General features: G+C 42.6%; 21 protein-coding genes. 13 read left to right on the top strand and 8 right to left on the bottom strand.

The features are described from left to right. Positions 1-174 precede the first annotated feature (174 nt). Entirely contained in the window at positions 175-954 is a 780-nt protein-coding gene (fabI, locus tag ABR335_RS12490) for an enoyl-ACP reductase FabI (protein ID WP_041817844.1), read from the top strand. Between the two features lie 130 nt (positions 955-1,084). Here fabI and ABR335_RS12485 read toward each other — a convergent pair whose 3' ends face one another. Then, positions 1,085-1,783 carry a hypothetical protein gene (locus tag ABR335_RS12485; protein ID WP_061577773.1) on the bottom strand — a complete coding sequence of 233 codons (699 nt, stop codon included), beginning with the start codon at positions 1,781-1,783 and terminating at the stop codon, positions 1,085-1,087. Between the two features lie 268 nt (positions 1,784-2,051). Here ABR335_RS12485 and ABR335_RS12480 point away from each other — a divergent pair, with 268 nt between their 5' ends. Then, positions 2,052-2,756 (top strand): spore coat CotO family protein, encoded by a 705-nt coding sequence (locus ABR335_RS12480; protein WP_350346192.1) that lies wholly within the window; start codon positions 2,052-2,054, stop codon positions 2,754-2,756. A 48-nt stretch (positions 2,757-2,804) separates the two neighbouring features. Here the strand turns inward: ABR335_RS12480 and ABR335_RS12475 are convergent, their stop codons facing one another. Then, the gene (locus ABR335_RS12475; RefSeq protein WP_014095709.1) at positions 2,805-3,245 is read right to left on the bottom strand and encodes a CotY/CotZ family spore coat protein; all 441 of its coding nucleotides are present in this window, start codon (positions 3,243-3,245) and stop codon (positions 2,805-2,807) included. Between the two features lie 148 nt (positions 3,246-3,393). Here ABR335_RS12475 and ABR335_RS12470 point away from each other — a divergent pair, with 148 nt between their 5' ends. The 8 genes from ABR335_RS12470 (at position 3,394) to ABR335_RS12435 (ending at position 8,890) form a co-directional block, all read left to right on the top strand. Continuing rightward, entirely contained in the window at positions 3,394-3,750 is a 357-nt protein-coding gene (locus ABR335_RS12470) for a DUF1360 domain-containing protein (protein ID WP_014095708.1), read from the top strand. A 326-nt stretch (positions 3,751-4,076) separates the two neighbouring features. Then, a complete protein-coding gene (locus ABR335_RS12465) occupies positions 4,077-4,541 on the top strand; it encodes a sporulation protein (protein ID WP_017551782.1) in 465 nt (154 codons plus the stop codon). Positions 4,542-4,557: 16 nt separating this feature from the next. Continuing rightward, positions 4,558-5,034, top strand: a complete 477-nt coding sequence (spoVAC, locus tag ABR335_RS12460; protein ID WP_017551781.1) for a stage V sporulation protein AC — start codon at positions 4,558-4,560, stop codon at positions 5,032-5,034. Next, positions 5,034-6,044, top strand: coding sequence for a stage V sporulation protein AD (gene spoVAD, locus ABR335_RS12455; RefSeq protein ID WP_017551780.1), 1,011 nt, complete (start codon positions 5,034-5,036; stop codon positions 6,042-6,044). Before spoVAC ends, spoVAD begins: the two co-directional genes overlap by 1 nt. 241 nt (positions 6,045-6,285) lie before the next feature. Next, positions 6,286-6,642, top strand: a complete 357-nt coding sequence (gene spoVAE / locus ABR335_RS12450; protein WP_014095703.1) for a stage V sporulation protein AE — start codon at positions 6,286-6,288, stop codon at positions 6,640-6,642. Positions 6,643-6,726: 84 nt separating this feature from the next. Then, complete coding sequence (locus tag ABR335_RS12445) at positions 6,727-6,858, top strand: YjcZ family sporulation protein (RefSeq protein ID WP_017551778.1); 132 nt, start codon at positions 6,727-6,729, stop codon at positions 6,856-6,858. A gap of 1,418 nt (positions 6,859-8,276) precedes the next feature. Beyond that, a complete protein-coding gene (locus tag ABR335_RS12440) occupies positions 8,277-8,534 on the top strand; it encodes a stage VI sporulation protein F (RefSeq protein ID WP_014095701.1) in 258 nt (85 codons plus the stop codon). A 101-nt stretch (positions 8,535-8,635) separates the two neighbouring features. Continuing rightward, positions 8,636-8,890 (top strand): hypothetical protein, encoded by a 255-nt coding sequence (locus ABR335_RS12435; protein WP_014095700.1) that lies wholly within the window; start codon positions 8,636-8,638, stop codon positions 8,888-8,890. Positions 8,891-9,066: 176 nt separating this feature from the next. Here the strand turns inward: ABR335_RS12435 and ABR335_RS12430 are convergent, their stop codons facing one another. The 6 genes from ABR335_RS12430 to ABR335_RS12405 all read right to left on the bottom strand — a co-directional run bounded on the left by ABR335_RS12430 (position 9,067) and on the right by ABR335_RS12405 (position 16,281). Then, complete coding sequence (locus ABR335_RS12430) at positions 9,067-9,495, bottom strand: GNAT family N-acetyltransferase (protein WP_014095699.1); 429 nt, start codon at positions 9,493-9,495, stop codon at positions 9,067-9,069. A gap of 5 nt (positions 9,496-9,500) precedes the next feature. Next, positions 9,501-10,013 (bottom strand): 2'-5' RNA ligase family protein, encoded by a 513-nt coding sequence (locus ABR335_RS12425; RefSeq protein WP_014095698.1) that lies wholly within the window; start codon positions 10,011-10,013, stop codon positions 9,501-9,503. Positions 10,014-10,080: 67 nt separating this feature from the next. Further along, the gene (locus ABR335_RS12420) at positions 10,081-10,812 is read right to left on the bottom strand and encodes an alpha/beta hydrolase (protein ID WP_014095697.1); all 732 of its coding nucleotides are present in this window, start codon (positions 10,810-10,812) and stop codon (positions 10,081-10,083) included. Positions 10,813-11,176: 364 nt separating this feature from the next. Continuing rightward, positions 11,177-11,374 (bottom strand): hypothetical protein, encoded by a 198-nt coding sequence (locus ABR335_RS12415; protein ID WP_014095696.1) that lies wholly within the window; start codon positions 11,372-11,374, stop codon positions 11,177-11,179. A gap of 449 nt (positions 11,375-11,823) precedes the next feature. Then, positions 11,824-14,277, bottom strand: a complete 2,454-nt coding sequence (locus ABR335_RS12410; RefSeq protein ID WP_350346190.1) for an SH3 domain-containing protein — start codon at positions 14,275-14,277, stop codon at positions 11,824-11,826. Positions 14,278-14,622: 345 nt separating this feature from the next. Then, complete coding sequence (locus ABR335_RS12405) at positions 14,623-16,281, bottom strand: IS1634 family transposase (RefSeq protein WP_110133880.1); 1,659 nt, start codon at positions 16,279-16,281, stop codon at positions 14,623-14,625. A gap of 590 nt (positions 16,282-16,871) precedes the next feature. Between ABR335_RS12405 and ABR335_RS12400 the strand changes: the two genes are divergently transcribed. From ABR335_RS12400 to ABR335_RS12390, 3 genes are all read left to right on the top strand, one after another. Continuing rightward, positions 16,872-17,588: a GntR family transcriptional regulator gene (locus tag ABR335_RS12400; RefSeq protein WP_061086893.1), complete on the top strand. Its 717-nt coding sequence runs from the start codon at positions 16,872-16,874 to the stop codon at positions 17,586-17,588. A 144-nt stretch (positions 17,589-17,732) separates the two neighbouring features. Next, complete coding sequence (locus ABR335_RS12395; protein WP_061086892.1) at positions 17,733-18,056, top strand: (2Fe-2S)-binding protein; 324 nt, start codon at positions 17,733-17,735, stop codon at positions 18,054-18,056. Further along, positions 18,046-19,137: an NAD(P)/FAD-dependent oxidoreductase gene (locus ABR335_RS12390; protein ID WP_110133878.1), complete on the top strand. Its 1,092-nt coding sequence runs from the start codon at positions 18,046-18,048 to the stop codon at positions 19,135-19,137. The genes ABR335_RS12395 and ABR335_RS12390 overlap by 11 nt, the downstream gene beginning before the upstream one ends. The last annotated feature ends 7 nt before the right edge of the window (positions 19,138-19,144 follow it).

Genomic DNA, 19,144 nt, shown 5'->3' with positions numbered 1-19,144 from the left:
GCGCGCCTAAACAAATGCCGGGTAGTTGAAAAAAGGTTGGTATTCCCCGGGGTCCCGGTACGATTATCCTGCAACAAATAAAACACAGGTGCTTTTCAAACCCGGAAAGTTCATGTAGAATTGGTATCAGGTACTAAAAATCGTATATAAATTGTAAATAAAGGAGTTAACATGATGCAGTTATCTTTGGAAAATAAAACATTTGTTGTGATGGGTGTTGCAAATAAGCGCAGTATTGCCTGGGGAATTGCCCAATCGCTTGATGCAGCAGGCGCAAGGATTATTTTTACCTATGCGCTCGACCGGAATGAAAAAAGCATCCACGAACTTGCTGAAACGCTGAATCGAAAGGACTATCTGATCCTTCAATGCGACGTGGAAAGCGACGAGCAGATTCAGTCATGCTTTCAAACGATCAAAAAGGAAGTCGGCACGATCGACGGTATTGCCCACTGTGTTGCGTTTGCCCGCAGAGAAGAATTAAAAGGCGACTACACAAATGTGACGCGTGAAGGGTTTTTACTGGCCCATAATATTAGTTCCTATTCGCTGTCGGCCGTTGCCAAAGCGGTGAAAGAACTGGAACTCATGCCAAACGGGGGCAGCATTGTCACCCTTACCTACCTCGGCGGCGAACGCGTGATGGAAAATTACAATGTGATGGGTGTAGCGAAAGCTTCCCTCGATGCAAGCGTCCGCTATTTGGCATATGACCTTGGGAAACTCAATATCCGTGTTAACTCGATCTCTGCTGGCCCGATTCGCACTTTGTCGGCAAAAGGTGTTAGCGACTTCAACAGCATTTTGAAAGTGATGGAAGAAAGGGCGCCGCTTCACCGCGGTGTGGATACACGCGAAGTCGGCGATACCGCGTTGTTTCTTTTTAGTGACCTGTCGCGCGCTGTTACAGGCGAAAACATTCATGTGGATGCCGGCTATCATATTATGGGCTAACCGGACAATTCCGGACGATTCGAAAACTGGTCCTTCCGAATGCCGGCTATCATAAAATGCAACGGCTTGTCCAAAAGCGCAAATAAAAAAAGCCAGGAGGTGAAACCTTCCTGGCTTTTTTGACATCGCATCAGTCCCTGTAATCTTTTTTATGGCCTTTTTTGCTGTCATGGTGATAATGGTCGTTATCTTCAATTTCTGCAGCAGAGAATGTGTAGCTGACAACATTTTGAGGCGTCAGTGTAATGGTTCCAAGCAGGGTAGGTGCAACCCCCGGAATCGTTGTATCTGGAGCGAAATTACCGAGTTCAATGGTTAAGAAGTATTCGTTTTTCCCTTTGGACGGATCGGTATCTACGGCGTGAACCGTCGTTGTCACGTTTTCAAAGAGTACTGTAACGAGTCCGCCGGCTGTAAGAATGCCAATGCCGGAAATTCCGCTTTCATCCCGTTTTTGGGAAATGAGTGTCGTACCGGAAGAATTTCTTCTCCAAATTCTAAAGACTGCCGGAATGGTTAACGGAATGACGATCCCTGGTCCTGCTCCTGTAATTGCCCCAATTAAGGCTGCAAGTGTTACACCGAGTGGCAGGTCTGCTGGCGACCATTCGACAGTTGCGAGCAATGAAACACGGTCATCATAATCATCCACTTTTACATCTACTTCCGCAATGGCGTTTGCCATGTTAAAGACGCCTGTCACGGATACAGGTACGGACGGCGATTGATCCACATCGAATTCCGACAGAAGCCCCCGTTCTTCCTCGTCTTGCCGTTTGTGGCGGCGATGATCATCATAGCAGCTGTCGTTTGAGTCGTAATAAGACATTTAAATGCCTCCCTTCGTTTTGTTACTATATTCTACTCATTCGCATATTTTTGGAATAGACGGATGGTAGCGTATAAAAGCACATTTTTCCCTGCTTTATCCATTTGTGCCAATATGCTGTGGAAACCGCGGTTCCGTTCCTTGTCCCCAAAACATACGATAAGGCAGAAATAGCAAATGATTGGGAGATTCAAGCTCTAGGCACATTTCTTATTTTCATGCATAGTTATAAAGCGAGCCAGAAATCAGGAGGAGGGATTTTGGAAACATGGAGGAGAGCCAGTACAGCAGCCAAAAACCGCTTCTTTATATTATCCAGCCGAAAAATGTTCCGCTCGCGATCAAGATGCAGAAAGTGTACAGAAATGTGGTGAGCGAAAAAACTGAACATGCCGGCCATGGAACGATCGCGGAACCAATGCCTGCCAGCGGCGATACAGGGCATGCCGAAGAAAAAAACAATGCAGCCGCACGCGAGAAAAAAACAGAACCGGAACAGCCCAAACCGAATAAAGCGGTAGAACAGGAAAAAACAGAAGAAGCTGCAGAACGCGGGGGAGTCGTAAACGTTTCATTCAAGACAAAAACGGCAGATCCTGCGGAACATGAGGAATCGGCAAATGCCATGGGGCAGCAACATGTTGCGGAACCCGCCGGAGCGGTGGAAGCGGAGACGGATTTGGAAACGGACGGCGCTGACAAAGCCGACACCTGGCTGGAACAAGAAACCGTCCAACCACCATCGAGAAAACGGTTCAAAGAAATGACAGTCCATGAAAAAATTGACTATTTAATTCATAAGCCAGGTTTTCTACCGGAAATCCCCGTCATGATTCAAACGAACAGCATCGCCTATCGTGCCGTGATCCTTGAACGGATGGAAGACCAATTGTCCGTCATGCCTTTTTCCTCAATGGAGACGGCCTGGATCAATCTGGACGAGATCACGGACATTAAATTACTGGTTCAGTAAAGCCACGGAAAAAAAGTCGATAAGCGGCAACTTATCGACTTTCATACATTACAAATTGACAAAAGTGTCTTCGAGGCATTGAATGGCAATGAAATCGGTTAAATCAAGCGTGATGCATGTATCGGTTGCTTCGAAGTGGACCCTAGAATGGCCGTCATGATGTTCGCAGACGCATTTTAAAACCCGTACAACAGCACAGCACCCTTCCACATTTTCGACTCTTAAAAATTTCGATTTTTCGCAGAAGTCGTCGCAGCTGTCAAAGTGGTGATTTTTGTAAAATGGTTCAAAAGCACAACCGTCTTTTGTATATAGAATGAATGGACGTGTGTTGACATGTGAATGTTTTTCCCTGTTGGCACCGAGCACGGGATTCAAGCAGTTGGTCGGGCAGCTGCTGTCTTCTACCGCAGCATCCTGCAAATCGTTGATGAAATGTACGACATCACAAACGCAAGTACGGGAATATTCATGGGATTTACTGCTCATTCATTTTTCAACTCCTTCAATGGTTTAGTTTCAGTACACTATAGAATATTGTCTCGGTGCTTTTTTTGTTACGAATGTCCCCGCGTTTTTGCAAAAATAGGCAAACAACTTGCATAGGGAATTTTGTACCCGGGGAAGGAGGCAGGAAATGGTTTCCTATTGGCTTGATTTCGTTCTGCTTGCACTGGCCAGTTTCAGACTGACGCGCTTGTTGGTTTATGATAAAATTACGGCCTTTTTACGAAAACCTTTTCATAAAGAAATAACCGAAATGGCGCCTGATGGAACAATCGAGGAATATATTGAAATCAAAGGAACAGGGATCAGAAAGTGGATTGGCGAATTATTAAGTTGCCACTGGTGCACCGGTGTCTGGTCCGCGGCCATCCTGTACGGGAGTTGGATGCTTTTTCCGCAAATCGGGTCGCCTATTGTCATGATCCTTGCAATTGCCGGCCTGGCGAGTATCCTCGAAACCGTTCTTTTGCGGATCATGGACGAATGAAGTGAACAACCGTGAAAATGCTGCATACGATAAAAAAGGAAGCGCGAATCCTGAGGAAAGGATGGTAAGATTATGGGCAAACCACGCATCAAAATTCCGGTCACCCCTTCATCCGTCCCGGCGTATACAAACAATCAGAAAAAAGTCAAAAAAGGCGGATGCGGCTGCGGCGGCAAAAAAACGCGATAAAACAAAAGCGGAAGGCAGGATTGCACTTCCGCTTTTGTTTTCCCTTTTTTCCAGGATGCGGCAAGAATTTCTAATTATAAAATCTGCGCTTGCGCGAAAAATAGAGAGGTAAAAGTTGAAAGCGCAGAGGGATGAGTATGAAAAAAATCATGTATGTTTTAGCTTCAGTATGTTTGCTCACCGGCTGCGGTTTTAACGGGCCGGAACACAAGGACAGCAAAATGGCCCTTGTGAAAAAAACACAACCGTCGCCGGTGAGACTCACTAACACCGGGAATAAGGCCGTTTCAGGACAATTGAAAAAAGATGTCCTCGGCTTTGACAGCATTTACGATGTGGCCATCATTGAAGGGCCGAAAGAAACATTGGTTGCCTACAAAGTCAGGCATCTGCACCGTTTTAAAATGAAGAAAATCGAAAAACAGCTCAACGCCTTTTTAAAGAAACGCTACCCGGGGCGCAAATTTATCACTTCCAGCGACTATAAAATTTTCCTGGAAACCGTCCGCCTCAAGGAAGATATGGACAAGCACAAAATTTCAGCCGGCAAGGCAAAAAAACGTTTTAAAGACATCATCAAGCTGAAACAGGAATTAACATAGGAAAAGGGCTGAGATAATGGCAAACAAAAATCAAAATAAAACACCCGAACAAAAAGCGTATAATCAGTTCGAAAAAAAGCATGAGCTAAAAAAGCCGGTATTGAAAAACTGCATCCGTGCATTTTGGGTAGGCGGCTGTTTTTGTCTGGCTGGTCAGGCCCTTACTTACTTCTATATATACATGTTTAATTTCACCGAAAAAACGGCCGGCAACCCGACAACCGCCACAATGGTGTTTTTATCCATGCTGTTGACCGGCTTTGGCATTTATGACCATATCGGGCAGTACGCCGGTGCAGGGAGCGCGGTGCCGGTAACGGGCTTCGGGAACTCCGTTGTATCCGCTGCGATTGAACACCGGACGGAAGGCTATGTGCTCGGCGTCGGCGGGAATATTTTTAAACTGGCCGGCACCGTCATTGTATTTGGTGTTTTTTCCGCGTTTGTTGTCGTCCTGATCCGGACCGTCATCATGATGTGGGGGGGATCGTAATGCCCGCTAAATCGCAAACATGGACTTTCACGAACCGCCCGGCCATTCTTTCAACCGGTGTTGTCGGGGGCCCGTTTGAGAAAAAGGGGCAGATGCCAGGCGATTTCGACCGGTTTTTTGAAGATTTGTGGATCGGCGAGGATTCGTATGAAAAAGCCCAGCGCAAACTGATCGAGGAAGCAGTTGGCATTGCCCTGAAAAAGCGAAACCTTAAGGAAACCGATATTCAGTTTTTTCTCGCTGGTGATTTGATTAACCAAATCACGCCGACAAGTTTTGCGGCAAGGACAAATGCGATTCCTTACCTGGGCCTTTTTAGCGCCTGTGCCACTTCGATGGAAAGCCTGGCGCTTGCCGCTTTCATCGTTAATCACGGTGGGGCGGAGAAAGTGCTGGCCGGGGCTTCGAGCCACAATGCAACAACAGAGAAGCAATTCCGTTATCCGACCGAATACGGCGGGCAGAAACCGCCGACCGCACAATGGACAGTGACGGGAGCGGGATTCGCGGTGGTCGGTACGGAAGAAAACGGGCCGGCGCCGCGGATTACGTCGGCCACGATCGGAAAAGTACTGGACCTTGGCATTTCCGATCCGTTTAATATGGGTGGTGCAATGGCGCCGGCTGCGGTCGATACGATTGAACAGCATCTCCGGGAAACCGGCCGTGATCCATCTTACTATGATTTGATTGTGACCGGCGATTTGGCGAAAATTGGCCGTTCCATCGCGCTCGATCTTTTCAAACAGAGGAATCTTGACATTCGCAGCGAACAGTTCCAGGATTGCGGCCTGATGGTATATGACAAGTCCCAGCCCGTGCAGGCCGGGGCAAGCGGGGCCGGATGTTCAGCGATTGTCTTGTACGGCCATTTGCTAAACGAAATGAAAAAAGGCCGTTACCAAAAAATCTTGCTCGTCGCAACCGGCGCACTATTGTCGCCTTTGTCTTATCAGCAGGGCGAAACCATTCCGTGCATCGCGCACGCCTGCGCCATCGAATATTTGTAAGAAAGGGTATTGCCTGGGTTGCGTTGCGGCACGAGTTGTTTGAGGCTATGCCATCAAATATTTGAAGAAAGGGTCATATGGTTGGGTTGCAGCACGGATTGAGCCTGAGCGATCGATATTTGCTTAGGTTGCGGCACGGATACGGATAATTTGAGGTGCGCGATCGAGTATTCGCTTAGGTTGCAGCATGGATTGTGTGAGCCTGAGCGATCGAGTATTTGTAAGAAAGGAAGGATGCGTAATGCTTGCAATGTTTTTCTGGGCCTTTGTGATTGGCGGGCTGATTTGTGTAATTGGCCAGTTGCTGTTTGATGTCGCAAAATTATCGCCGGGGCATACGATGAGTGTCCTCGTTACGGCCGGCGCGATTTTATCGGGCCTCGGCCTTTATGAACCGCTTGTAAATTTTGCCGGTGCCGGGGCGACCATTCCGATTACAAGTTTTGGCAATTCGCTTGCAACTGGCGCCATGCAGGAAGTGCAAAGGCACGGCATTGTCGGGGTATTGACCGGCATGTTTGAAGTCACATCTTCCGGCATTTCGGCTGCGATTATTTTCGGATTTATCGGCTCGCTCCTCTTTAAGCCAAGAGGATAATGATGCCGTCCCTGACACACGCCTATACCGAATGCCTGCACCTTACATATTGTATAGTGTAATACAAGAAGTGAGGTGAAAAACATGTTTGGATACGGTTATGGCGGCGGCTGCGGCTATGGCGGTTACGGCGGTGGTTACGGCTACGGCAGCACATTTGTATTGATCGTTGTTTTGTTCATTCTGTTAATTATTGTCGGTGCAAGCTTCTGCTGACAAGTTGCGGGGAGGATTCCCCGCCTTTTTTTATAGCCGGAGAGAAAACGCTCGTACCCCTGCTTCTATCAGGGAATTTTTGGAGGGAAACGGGCATTGAAAGACAAACATTGGGCCAGGAAGCGGTGAACTGCTTTATAGGGACGATGACCGAGCCGCCGTAAGCTTTGTCCAATTAGAGCGTCTAATTGGACAAAAGCCCCGGAACCCGAGCGTGTTTTGTCTAATTGGAAGATCCAATTAGACGCCCATGCTGCAGTGAACGCGCACCAACAGTAGAATGAAAATCAGCTGGCGCATATTTTTCAGGATAGACAAAAGTGAACCGTCAAATTGTCCTTCATCGGAGTAATGTTTTGTTTTGTCCGTGTGGCAACTTCAAAAAGACATTTTGATCCAGTCGCGACTCCTTTTGTCCTTTTGACAGGTTCAAAAGGATATTTGGGCCCAAACGCGATCCTTTTTTTGTCCTTTTGGCAGGTTCAAAGGGACATTTCGGATCCAGACGTAACGTGTTTTGTCCTTTTGACGGCTTCAAAAAGACATTTCGAGCTCGGATGAAACGTGTTTTGTCCTTTTGGCAGGTTCAAAAAGACATTTCGGACCCGGAAACAGCGTGTTTTGTCCTTTTGACGGTTACAAAAGGACATTTCGGGCCCGGATACATCGTGTTTTGTCCTTTTGACGGCTTCAAAAAGACATTTCGGGCCCGGATGCAGCGTGTTTTGTCCTTTTGACGGTTACAAAAGGACATTTCGGGCCCGGATACATCGTGTTTTGTCCTTTTGACGGCTTCAAAAGGACATTTCGGATCCAGATGCAGCTTGTTTTTCCTTTTGGCAACTTCAATGAAAGACAAACCCCAGGCCTGGCAAAGCCGAAATGTCCTTCATCGAGATGATGAAGGACAAAACACCGGCTGAAAAATACCAAATTGTCCTTCATCGAGGTGATGAAAGACAAAACCCAGGTCTGGCAAAGCCCAATTGTCCTTCATCGAGGTGATGAAGGACAAAACACTGGCCTGGCAAAGTCAAATTGTCTTTCATCGAGGTGATGAAAGACAAAACACCGGGCGGATAACGCCGAAATGTCCTTCATCGAGGTGATGAAGGACAAAACTCAGGTCGGGAAATGCAGAAATGTCCTTCATCAGGGTAATGAAGGACAAAACCCAGGCCGAAAAACGCCAAACTGTCCTTCACCAGGTTGATGAAAGACAAAACAAGTGCCATGAAACATCAAACTGTCCTTCATCAAAGCACTGGCTGTAAATCAAGCTTGTGCACCGGGAAAATGCACTTTTTTGCAATGAAAAATTCCGGCTAACACGTTTTCAATTGAAAATCCACTTTTGTACTGTCAATCCGGCTTCTTTTTTCATACGATAAAACAGCTTGAAGAGAGGAGCGACGAAGGTGGATCATCAGTTTTTCAAGAATATCGAAAAGAAGACAGGCGTTAATATGAATGACATTTTCCAGCTTGCAAATTCCCTGCAGAACGCGAATTTTAAAGATGAAAATACCGTCCGTGGCATCATCCAGCGCGTCTCGCAAATTGCAAACAAACGGGTACCGAAAGAGCTGGAAGATAAAATTGTTGAATCAATTGTCAAAGATGGAAAAAAGCTCGATTTTAACACGATCAACAAAATGATGAACAACGGAAAGTAACCAAAGCGGGCTTGCAAATCAGATGCAAGTCCGCATTTTTCTGTTTAAAATGAAAGAAGAGAGGGAAAAGAATATAGAAATCATTTAAAGGGGTGACTGCCATGAGTTTGATCGCTCCAATTCCAGACTATCAGGCAAGCCAGTACCGGCTTTATGACGGAATGTCCTTACGCCAGCTTGAAGTGGAAAAAGCAGATGCCGTTTCGAGGGCTTATCCTGTTAAGCGGCAAAACGGCGTCACGGGCGGAACAGAATACCATTTTAAAGCAAATGAACAACCGGGAAGAAAACCGGCAAAAAGCCGGATCATCGCAAAAATCACCGGCCTGGGGCAATATATTGATCTTTCGGTTTAAATCTTTCCCGCTGAAGTGTGAATTTTTTCACAAGATAAGCAGCAAGGTTGAAAAAGCGATTATATAAAATAAACAAAATTGGTGCAAAAAAATAAGGCCATTCTATAGACAAAGCGGCGAGACACAACTCCTTCTCGCCGCTTTGTCACGGATTCTGCAGCCCCAGTTTCCGGATGCTATTTGATCGTTTTCTCCATTGCTTTATGCGGAATGCCGGCATCGAGAAATTCACCGGAAACAACACGGTATCCGAGTTTTTCGTAAAAAGGAATCGCGTGTGTCTGTGCGTTTAATTTGCATTTTTGCACGCCTTGTTCTGCGGCATAATGTTCAATTGCCAGCATCAGTTCCCGGCCGGCCCCTTTCCCGCGCACGGACGGAAGGATGCAGATGCGTTCCACTTTCCCGTACCCGTCCACCATCCGAAAACGCCCGGCGCCTGAGGGTTTCCCTTCATCATCGTACAGCAGAAAATGCGTGCAGTCCTGTTCCAATGCGTCAATTTCTTCTTCAACCGGGACGTGCTGCTCTTCTACAAATACTTTTTTCCGGATTTGAAAAGCCGTCTCCAGTTGTTCTTCATTTTCTACAATTATTACGTCCACATTTGTTAGTCCTTTCCGAGATGATAGGTCTCATAAACGGTCCAAACCCCGTTTTCCAGCTGATATAAAAGATGGAACCGGTTTACCTTTTCTTCGTGGTCAATGCCAACCATTTCCAGCTGGCGGAACACATCGGCATGTTCCTCTTTAGACAACTCCTGGCCGATGGTAATATGCGGCACAAACGGGTACGGAGGCGGCCCGCCCGGCAGACGGTCCCTGAAATCTGCGAAAAGCCCTTCCAGTTCAGGCGTCGGTTCAACTTTAAAATAAATCGTATTGCTGACGGGTTCAAAAGATTTCACTTTTGTTACTTTCAACAAAAACGGGTTGTATTTTTTGGCAATTTCCTTCAGTTGCCCGCGAAAAACTTCCGCCTCTTCTTCGGATGCCTCGAACGCTGCTTTTAGCGTAATATGCGGCGGGATTAGCGCGTATTTCGGATCATAGCGCTTCCGGTAGGAGTTAACAAGGTCCTGAAGTTTTTTTGATGGAAAGACAACAAGCGCATAATTCATAAAATGGCCTCCTCTTTCTGGATATTAAGCCGTTATAATACAATTTTATCAGAAAAATTGCCGAAAATTAATCTTTTTTAAACAGGTACTTGAGGGCACGTGGCAAATCTTTTTGCCAGTACCTCCAAGAGTGATCACCGTCAAATTCGTCATAAAATCCGGGGACCCCTTTTTCTTCCAGAACTTGATGCAGGGTGCGGTTCGGTGTGATAAAATTCTGGATCTTGCCGTCAGTCGTTTTCACTTCCGTCTCGCCTTTTCCAGCAATATGGTAAATGTCCAGCAACTTTGGATCCGTACATTGTTTTGCGGCTTCCATCACTTTTTCATTCACGAGCGGCGACATTAATGCGGCTTTTCCAAATGTATGGGGGTACTTGAATGCCGCCATGAGCGAGACGGTTGCCGCCAGTGAGTCTCCCGCCAGTGCTCGGTCCGATGCCATTTGCGCAGTCGGAAACTCACGGTCAAGGAAAGGGACAAGTTCATGCGCCAAAAACCGGATATAAGCGCCATGTTGCTCGCCGTCAGGATGGTATTTCCGGCGCCTGTCCGGAATATCCGCATAAGGGATCCCGACAATAATCAAGTCTTCAATTTCGCCTTTTGCAAGCAGTTCATCCGCCGCACGTGCAATCCGGCCGAGCTGGAAGAAGTCTTTTCCGTCCTGGCATATGCATACGGCATATTTATAAAGCGGGGAAAAACGCGCCGGCAAGTATACCCAGAGATTGAGCGTTTCCCCGAGTTCCCTGCTTTCAAACGGGACATCTTTAATCGTGCCTCTTTCAATTTCCATATGTTGAAAACCTCCTTCTCAAGATGGGGGCTGCCTCGCCTTCCCGGAAAAAATGGCATTCAGGAAAAAATTTACACACCCCGCTGCCTGTAAATTCAGTTTACCAGCCCATGCGAAAAACATCCAGAATCCGGCAACGCTTGATATGGATAAACCAAGCACCTTTGATGAAGAGAGCTGATTACAGCATGGATAGATTTGGAAAAACGAAGACGTGAGGGAGATCCTAAATTTGAATGTGATATCCATCCGGATGGGAAAAACGGAGCTCATTTTATATGAAGAAAAATTCTCATTAATTTTTTGCCGAACCTGTCTGCATCCTTGCCAAATCTAGGAATTTTGCTTATTTAGCAAGCCCTACTTAAAAATTTTTATTGTTTTCCTTCATTCTCTTTTTCAACATTTCGCGTATAAGTCTTGTCGTTTCAATATCTTTCTGTCGTTCTTCTTCAGAAGCATAATGCTTAGTTCCGCTTACAATAGCAGTGAATTTACCATCGGATGTCATTCCTGGTGGTTCTGTCCATCGTTTGTCAGAAAATAGTTTTTTGCTGCTCATTTACATTTCCTCCAACTCAAACAAAATTTTACCGGATTGAAACTTTTGATTTAAGATTTTAAATTGACTCTCTTAAATAATACTTTGGCCTCCTGATCATTAATTCCTTTCAAATCTCTACCGATTGGGCAGCATCATTCTATCCTTCAAAGATATATATTCTTTAAAAGTAATTTTGGTTTTTAATATGTCGTTGGAATCCATGGAATGGATCATAATATTCCAACGACAAATTCTATTTATCCGGCATTTCTTTACTGGTTGATGGCGGTTATACGGCAAAATAATAAGGAAATGAAGCGTTATGTAAATATTTGCATCCAATTTTAAATTTTGATATAAACGAGCACATGATTCCGGGAACCTTTTTTCAAACTAATTCAGGTACGCTTCCGGGATCATATGCTCGTTTGTATGATTATCTATGAACTTTTGAATTTCCAGGTAAATTACCTATAACTTGGAACTTCCAATGTCATACCGTAATGGTCTAATAGATTGTATAAATTATAGATTTCATTCACTTGTTTGTAAGCCCAGCCAATGTCTGTTGCATATTGATGAGAAGCATAACCATTTGTTGCGGCGCTATCCGGATTCCATCTCATTTTATACAATGTATCTTGTCCAACGCCAAGGTAATTGCTGTTGATAAATTTAGCTCCACCAATGATGGCAGCTTCCGGAGTCGTCCAACTTTGATGATAGGCATACGCTGCCCCGTTTTGTATGGGATTGCCATCATTCGCACCAATACCATACATATTATAAACAGTTTTACCATTATATTGAACACCATTTGCAAGCTGGGATGTTCCATTACCTGTTTCAAGTAAGGCATGTGCAATCAAATAAATTTCATTTACCCCATTTTGTTTTGCAGCTGTTAAAAATGTAGAGGCTTTTCCAGATAAAATGCCTTTACCTGCAAGAATCTTTTGGTTCACTTCTGCTGCACTTAGATTGGCAGTCGTTGTTAATTTTAAAAACTGAAGGGAGCGAACTGGATCTGAAATAAAGTTAGCGGGATTTAAATAATATTTCACTTCATTATTGGTTGCTTTTTTCCATGCTTTATTGTAGCTAATTTGATACCATGGATAGCCTTCATCACCTTTTACGGTGGATAAGATGGTTACCTTTGTACCTTCTTTAAGTGTTTCACCAACTTCATGATTTTTCGTACCAGCACCATCTCTGACATTCCAACTTCCATGTTGGACAACGCCTGTTGTTTTACTGGTTAGCTTAATGGCATCACTTCTGATATATCGTTTATTTGTATCTGTTTGTGGTGAAACTTTCATTTCAATATTTGCAAATTCATCTAATGAAAGATCATATGGATGATGAATTGTTGTAATCTTACCATTGGGTTTTTTTGCAGTGGATGTTAAATATTTTGTACTAACGTAACCGGTTTTTCCGCCTATTTCCACCTTTGCCCAACCATCATTTTCTGAATAGACCTTCACAGCTGTTCCTTTATCAAGGACTTCAATTACTCCTGTTGAGGTAGAAGCACCTTTACGCAAATTTAAATTAGCTGTCGTGTATTTTGTTACCGTAGAAACTGGTGTTTTATCGGAACTATTATGGTTGTTTGATGTTGATTCCTTTTCTGTACTTGCATCAGGATCTGCACTTGCTAGATAAGATGCAAGTACATAACCGGTTTTGCTACCTGCTTTCACTTTTACCCATGGGCCTGAGGATGAGTAAACCGTTACTTTTTCTCCTCTTGGTAGACTGGCTAATCTGCTGCCGCTTGTAGAGGCTTTTGAACGTAATAATAGATGGGAGCCTTTGTCCACATTTACATATTTCGTCGTTGTTTTAGATGATGGTGAAGCCTTTGCTGCGCTGCTATCGGGTGCTTTGTTTACCAAATAAGATGCATGCACATAACCGGTTTTATTCCCGGCTTTCACTTTTGCCCAAGATCCTGATGTTGAGTAAACCGTTACTTTTTCTCCTCTTGGTAAGCTTGCTAATCTGCTGCCACTTATAGAGGCCTTTGAACGTAATAACAGATGGGAGCCTTTGTCCACATTTACATATTTCGTCGTTGTTTTGGGTGATGATGAAGCCTTTGTACTGCTGTCAGGGTCTTTGTTTACCAAATAAGATGCATGCACATAACCGGTTTTATTCCCGGCTTTCACTTTTGCCCAAGATCCTGATGTTGAGTAAACCGTTACTTTTTCTCCTCTGGGCAAACTTGCTAATAGGCTGCCACTTGTGGAGGCTTTTGAACGTAATAATAGATGGGAGCCTTTGTCCACATTTACATATTTCGTTGTTGTTATGGATAATGATGAAGCCTTTGCTACGCTGCTGTCAGGTGCTTTGTTTACCAAATAAGATGCATGCACATAACCGGTTTTATTCCCGGCTTTCACTTTTGCCCAAGATCCTGATGTTGAGTAAACCGTTACTTTTTCTCCTCTTGGTAGACTGGCTAATCTGCTGCCACTTGTAGAGGCTTTAGAACGTAATAATAGATGGGAGCCTTTGTCCACATTTACATATTTCGTCGTTGTTTTGGTTGTGCTCGTTGTTTTTGCAGTGCGACCAGGTTTTGTACTGCTTAAATATTTAGCACTAACATAGCCCGTTTTTGTCCCTGCTTTTACTTTTGCCCAACCATCAGATACAGCGTATACCAATACAGCTGTTCCTTTTTTTAAACCGTCTAATTTTGTAGCACTTGTTGAAGGCTTTGTTCTTAATAACAAGCTTGAATTTGCATCAACATTTACATACTTTGTTTCTGCTTTGACTGCTTGTACATTTGAATTATGTATGTTGTTTCCTTTCGGTGAAGCAGCCTGTACAGCTTTATCAAAAGCCGGAGTGGATAATACTGCTAAACATAGAGGTATGACTAAACCTTTTTTCATTTCAATCTCCTTTTAAAATCAAAATTTTAAAGCTTTGGAAATTCTTGATACTTATCAAAAAGAAAAATTCATTTCATTATAACCAGACTATTGAACTATAACTTTTGGCTCACTATACCAAAATCTCCAAAACTTTGTAGTACCAGTCTAGTATAATTATCGCCACTTTTTAAGGAGTTTTTAAGATAAACCCACATTTCGCATGTCTTAAATAAAATTCATTCTAATTTTTGAATGAACTATATTTAAATGGTTTGGTGGGATGATATCTTCTTATTTTTGAGGAATTTTCGATAAAGTTCTATTGAATTCGACATTCTTTTCATGAATTCCTCCTGTTGTGTGTTATTCGCCTTTGTTTTCGACATTTTTTGACACGTATATTGATAGATCATACCCGCATAATTCAATGATTTTTTTGGCTTGTGAATCAATATTATCGGGTAAGAGCCTTAATTTTTGTCGATTTTGATTTATAAGGATCACGGTGATATCTTCTAATTGCTCTAACAATGCTTGACCTGTGGGTTGATAGAGTTTCCTTTTTCCTTTCAAGATTAGAGATAGGTTCTTTTCTTTCAGTTCTTTGATTAATAAAGCCATCACATACACAATCCCTAAGGCCTCAACCCTTTCCGGGGTTTTCAAGTAAATGGCATCAATCATTTGTGAATCTTTGATTAATCGGAAACGGGTCTCAACGGCCGACTGTCCTTTATAAACCCTCAAAACTTCTTGATTGGATAGTGTCTCCTCGTCTAATTTATTTGTGATTAAAACAAAAGTGCTGAGCATTCTTTTCTTATTTTCGATAAAATCATGATCTTTTTCAAACGATTCCAGTTGTATCTGATAGATTTGTTCTCGTTTTGTCTGTTCGTCCTTTTTAGGTCTTCCTCTCTTTTTTCGTTTGATAGGTTGATCACTCATCTGGACGTTTAGTTTATAACAGAAATATGAAGCCTTTTGTTTTTTCTTAAAAGATTGAATTGCTTCTAGTGCGTCCTCTTTACAATGAAAGATAACTTTACTTAGTTTTTCTATCTCTTTTTTTAATTTTATTTCTTCCTTTTCGATCGCCCGATTTAGGGTTTTCTCTTTTCGTTGATCTAAATTGTTTGAGTGGACAACAAGAAACCGGTAAGGAAGGTTTTGAATTTGTCTTTCAAAAGCTTGAATTTGGTAAATAGCTGCGTCTTTTTTATTGCTAAGTGAGCCTACCCTTTCCCAGTTATTGAGCAACCATGCCTCTTTCTTTAGTTCTGTGCTTAAACCGAATGTATCAGGTAAACGGGAAATAAACGATAAATTTTGTTGTTGAATTTCCGCTAGATTTTCCGTTGTGATTAATGCAGAATCGGCTTGATAAATGAGATTTTTCCAATCTTCATGGGAAAGGATTTTTCTCATCTTTTGAATGAATTCCACATTCCAAGATTTATCCGAAGTATTCCCATTTTCTACTTTTGCAAGAATAGGAATTCGTTCAGGTGTGACCCCCATCCCCAGAACGATTTGTTTTAAGTCAGGCCTATGGGCCTTACTATACCCGTACGTAATTTGCAGTCCATCTTCCTTCGGTTGTTTATATTCACCGTAAACAGAAATTGATGTTGTATCGTTATGGAGTACACCAATAGGAAGATTCAATTTTTTTAATGCTTTTAATGCAAGGGTGGAATATACTTTCCATGCTTCGGCTTTATACAAGTAATCTAATGCTCTTCCTAATGCATCATCATTTAATTGATCGGGTGAAATCGATGTATCGAAAAGCATCTCAGAATCTAGGTTTTGATAGAATTCATGAACCTTATAAAGGGGCTTGCCGCTGCATAAAATGTTTAAGACAAGGGCTTTAATCCTTGTTCCAGGTGAGATATGACAACGGACAGAATCCCATTTAACTAAATCATTAATGGTCTTTTCGAGTTCTATTTCATCACACAGTTTAGATAAAAGTTGAGACGGCCCCACATGTAAGGTTAAAATTTGATCTGACATAAAAATTCCCTCGTCTTCCCCTAGTTTAGATAATCATTCAATTCTACAAAGAAGGGGAAAATTCCTTTAAAAAAATCATAAAATGGAAAAATTTACGTGCGGAATATGCGATAAACTATCTAATTTTCTTAAAAATAAAACGAAAGTCCTAAAAAAGCAAAAAAATCCCCTCCAAAATGAAGAGGAACAGATGCATATCAGATACTGATACGAGTGTAACAGGCACTACAGAAGCGGAATTCAAGGTTACGGTGAAATCAGGATCCACAATTTTTTGGGTCAGCTATAGCGGATCGTCCAGGTTCATTTAAAATGCATTGCAAAAGTAGGAATAAAGTCGTATAAGGTTATTGAATTGTATGATAATATGTTTGCTGGGGAGCAATTTAACTGTCACCGCCCAAGATTTGTCCCCTCGTGTGAACTCCTGTATTCCCTTCATTAGGGATTCAAGGTTGTATTCGCTTAAGGATATGCCAATCAATCGTAGTTAAAAAAAATGGTTAGAAAAATTCACAATTTTGATGTAATCAGTTTTTTCTTGATTTATAATAGTTTTAAAGGTAAATATAGTGAAAAAGGGGAGTGCGATGAATAATGAAGTTTCTGCGCCACTATACATGCAAGTGCAAACCGTTTTGGAGGAAAAAATAAGGAAGGGGGAATGGGAGAAAAATTTTCAATTGCCTAGTGAAAGAGAGCTGGCGAAACAATTTAATGTCAGTACGATCACGGTTAAAAGGGCAGTTTTAGAATTAGTAAATAAAGGTCTTCTCTATAGGAAGAGAGGAAAAGGCACATTTGTAACAGCAGAAAAAAATGAGAAAGATTTATACAACCTAATTGCTTTTGAAAGTAAGAACAACAGGCAGGATCATCCTCATTTTCTTTTATATTCCGTGTTGGAAGCAGCGGGCAATTCAGTCGCTCAAAAAATGAAGATTCGTCCTGAAACGTTGGTTTATAAATTTTCCAGATTAAAAATGGAAGAAGAACACCCTGTGGCGATTGAATACTCATATATTTATTATCACCTCTGCCCGGAATTCGACGTAAAGAAGACGGAAAACAATTTGATTTTCCACGTACTGAAAGATGAATATGGTATCCAATTAAACCGCGCCAGAATCTATTTTTCAAGTGAATTGCCAGATGATGAGGTGGCAGAAATTTTACAAATAGATAAAGAAGTGCCCTTATTTATTCTGGAAAGATACACATACACGGAAAAAGAAGAAATCATTGAGTACTCAAAATTTATAATGAAACAGGAAAATGCCAGTTATTACTTAGATATATCTCTTTAATTGTTATAAAGTTATAACTTTTAAAAATGTACTTTCAATATTCTAGAGGGAGATGATGAAAAAGTTGTTTTCTTTAAATGAGCAAGGAACTTTTATAGGAAATTATAATATTATAACTTTATATTTTTTAAGGGAGAAGATTTGATGAAACAGTTGAACCAATCGAGCAGCCCTCAAGAAACCCAAGAAGAAGTAGCGTTTTCTTTTGAAGGCAAGAAGTTTACAGCCCGGAAAGGTCAATCAGTTGCCGCTGCATTGTTAAACAATGGTATCAAAAAAATCGCTTTGAGCAAAAAGTTCGGGGAGCCAAGAGGAGCGTACTGTTTAACTGGGAGGTGTTACAGCTGTACAGTGAATATTGATGGCTGCTCACATGTCAGAGCATGCATGGCCCCTGTCCAGGAAAATATGAAGGTTGAAATTGCAAAAGGATATTTTGATGTAAGGGATGATGACAATGGATTGTGATGTACTCGTCATTGGAGGGGGGCCATCAGGCTTAGCGGCTGCTTGGGAAGCCGGAAAAGCAGGGTTATCCGTAATCATTATAGATGAAAATCAAATGCTTGGAGGACAGTTAAATCAGCAGATACAAGTGATTCAAAACTTACCGGGCATTTTTTCAAAACGGCAATTAAAGGGCTTTGAACTGGCGGATGAAATGGTTCGTCTTATTGAGCCTTATGATGTCAAATCTTTAACAGGATATAGCTTTATTGGCGTGGAGGCAGACGGGACAGTAGGGGTAAATAATGGCAGAGAAACACGGAAAATCAATGCAAAATCTATCATTGTTGCAACTGGGGCAGCGGAAGAACCTATTTTGTTTCCTGGTTGGACTTTACCTGGGTCATTTTCAATTGGTGCGATGCAGATCTTAATCAATCGGGAAAAGGTTATTCCGGGCAGAACAGTCGTAATTGTTGGATCAAGCAGCCGAACCTGTGAAATTTCAAATGAGATGCAGCAGGCAGGCATAACTGTTGCGGGAATAATAGAAGAAAGAGATACATTCGACTGTCCTGCATTAGAGTTACAACGCCTGAAGGATTTAAATATCCCTCTCTTTAACGGTGTGTCCCAGATCAGGGTGGAAGGAAAAGAAGAAGTGGAAAGAATTCAATTTCAGACCAGGCATGGAAAGGAATTATCCATAAGTACAGAGCTTATCTGTATAGATGGGGGGCTTTCCCCAATTGTTGAGTCTAATTTTGTTTTAGGCTTCCAGCTTCAATTTAATTCGGGTTTAGGTAATTGGGTTCCTGCCTATGATGCTTGTTTTCATACAAGTGCGCCAAATGTATATGTAGCCGGGAATGCTGCAGGAATCACAACGCATAGCGCTATTATTATTACCGGTCTGATCGCAGGCTTAAGTGCAGCCGAGGCGCTTGGAAAGTATTCGGATAAGGAAGCTGTTTCGAAGCAGAGGGAAAAATGGTGGAGTGAACTGAAAAAAGTTGAAATGGCTTATGATTCAACCGTTTATCAGGCAAGAATTCAGCACGTGAGCCAATTTGAACATGGAAAAGTCAAACAAATGTCTTGAAAAGGAG

This window comes from Heyndrickxia faecalis, assembly GCF_040267745.1.
In the GTDB taxonomy this organism is placed as follows: Bacteria; Bacillota; Bacilli; order Bacillales; family Bacillaceae_C; genus Weizmannia; species Weizmannia faecalis.
Note: the sequence above shows the minus strand (reverse complement) of the source record. Positions and strands in the feature narration are given on the sequence as shown.

Excerpts from the sequence above, each read along its gene's own strand:
- fabI (WP_041817844.1), top strand. The coding sequence starts at position 175 with ATGCAGTTATCTTTGGAAAATAAAACATTTGTTGTGATGGGTGTTGCA.
- ABR335_RS12485 (WP_061577773.1), bottom strand. The coding sequence starts at position 1,783 with ATGTCTTATTACGACTCAAACGACAGCTGCTATGATGATCATCGCCGC.
- ABR335_RS12480 (WP_350346192.1), top strand. The coding sequence starts at position 2,052 with ATGGAGGAGAGCCAGTACAGCAGCCAAAAACCGCTTCTTTATATTATC.
- ABR335_RS12475 (WP_014095709.1), bottom strand. The coding sequence starts at position 3,245 with ATGAGCAGTAAATCCCATGAATATTCCCGTACTTGCGTTTGTGATGTC.
- ABR335_RS12470 (WP_014095708.1), top strand. The coding sequence starts at position 3,394 with ATGGTTTCCTATTGGCTTGATTTCGTTCTGCTTGCACTGGCCAGTTTC.
- ABR335_RS12465 (WP_017551782.1), top strand. The coding sequence starts at position 4,077 with ATGAAAAAAATCATGTATGTTTTAGCTTCAGTATGTTTGCTCACCGGC.
- spoVAC (WP_017551781.1), top strand. The coding sequence starts at position 4,558 with ATGGCAAACAAAAATCAAAATAAAACACCCGAACAAAAAGCGTATAAT.
- spoVAD (WP_017551780.1), top strand. The coding sequence starts at position 5,034 with ATGCCCGCTAAATCGCAAACATGGACTTTCACGAACCGCCCGGCCATT.
- spoVAE (WP_014095703.1), top strand. The coding sequence starts at position 6,286 with ATGCTTGCAATGTTTTTCTGGGCCTTTGTGATTGGCGGGCTGATTTGT.
- ABR335_RS12445 (WP_017551778.1), top strand. The coding sequence starts at position 6,727 with ATGTTTGGATACGGTTATGGCGGCGGCTGCGGCTATGGCGGTTACGGC.
- ABR335_RS12435 (WP_014095700.1), top strand. The coding sequence starts at position 8,636 with ATGAGTTTGATCGCTCCAATTCCAGACTATCAGGCAAGCCAGTACCGG.
- ABR335_RS12425 (WP_014095698.1), bottom strand. The coding sequence starts at position 10,013 with ATGAATTATGCGCTTGTTGTCTTTCCATCAAAAAAACTTCAGGACCTT.
- ABR335_RS12420 (WP_014095697.1), bottom strand. The coding sequence starts at position 10,812 with ATGGAAATTGAAAGAGGCACGATTAAAGATGTCCCGTTTGAAAGCAGG.
- ABR335_RS12415 (WP_014095696.1), bottom strand. The coding sequence starts at position 11,374 with ATGAGCAGCAAAAAACTATTTTCTGACAAACGATGGACAGAACCACCA.
- ABR335_RS12410 (WP_350346190.1), bottom strand. The coding sequence starts at position 14,277 with ATGAAAAAAGGTTTAGTCATACCTCTATGTTTAGCAGTATTATCCACT.
- ABR335_RS12405 (WP_110133880.1), bottom strand. The coding sequence starts at position 16,281 with ATGTCAGATCAAATTTTAACCTTACATGTGGGGCCGTCTCAACTTTTA.
- ABR335_RS12400 (WP_061086893.1), top strand. The coding sequence starts at position 16,872 with ATGAATAATGAAGTTTCTGCGCCACTATACATGCAAGTGCAAACCGTT.
- ABR335_RS12395 (WP_061086892.1), top strand. The coding sequence starts at position 17,733 with ATGAAACAGTTGAACCAATCGAGCAGCCCTCAAGAAACCCAAGAAGAA.
- ABR335_RS12390 (WP_110133878.1), top strand. The coding sequence starts at position 18,046 with ATGGATTGTGATGTACTCGTCATTGGAGGGGGGCCATCAGGCTTAGCG.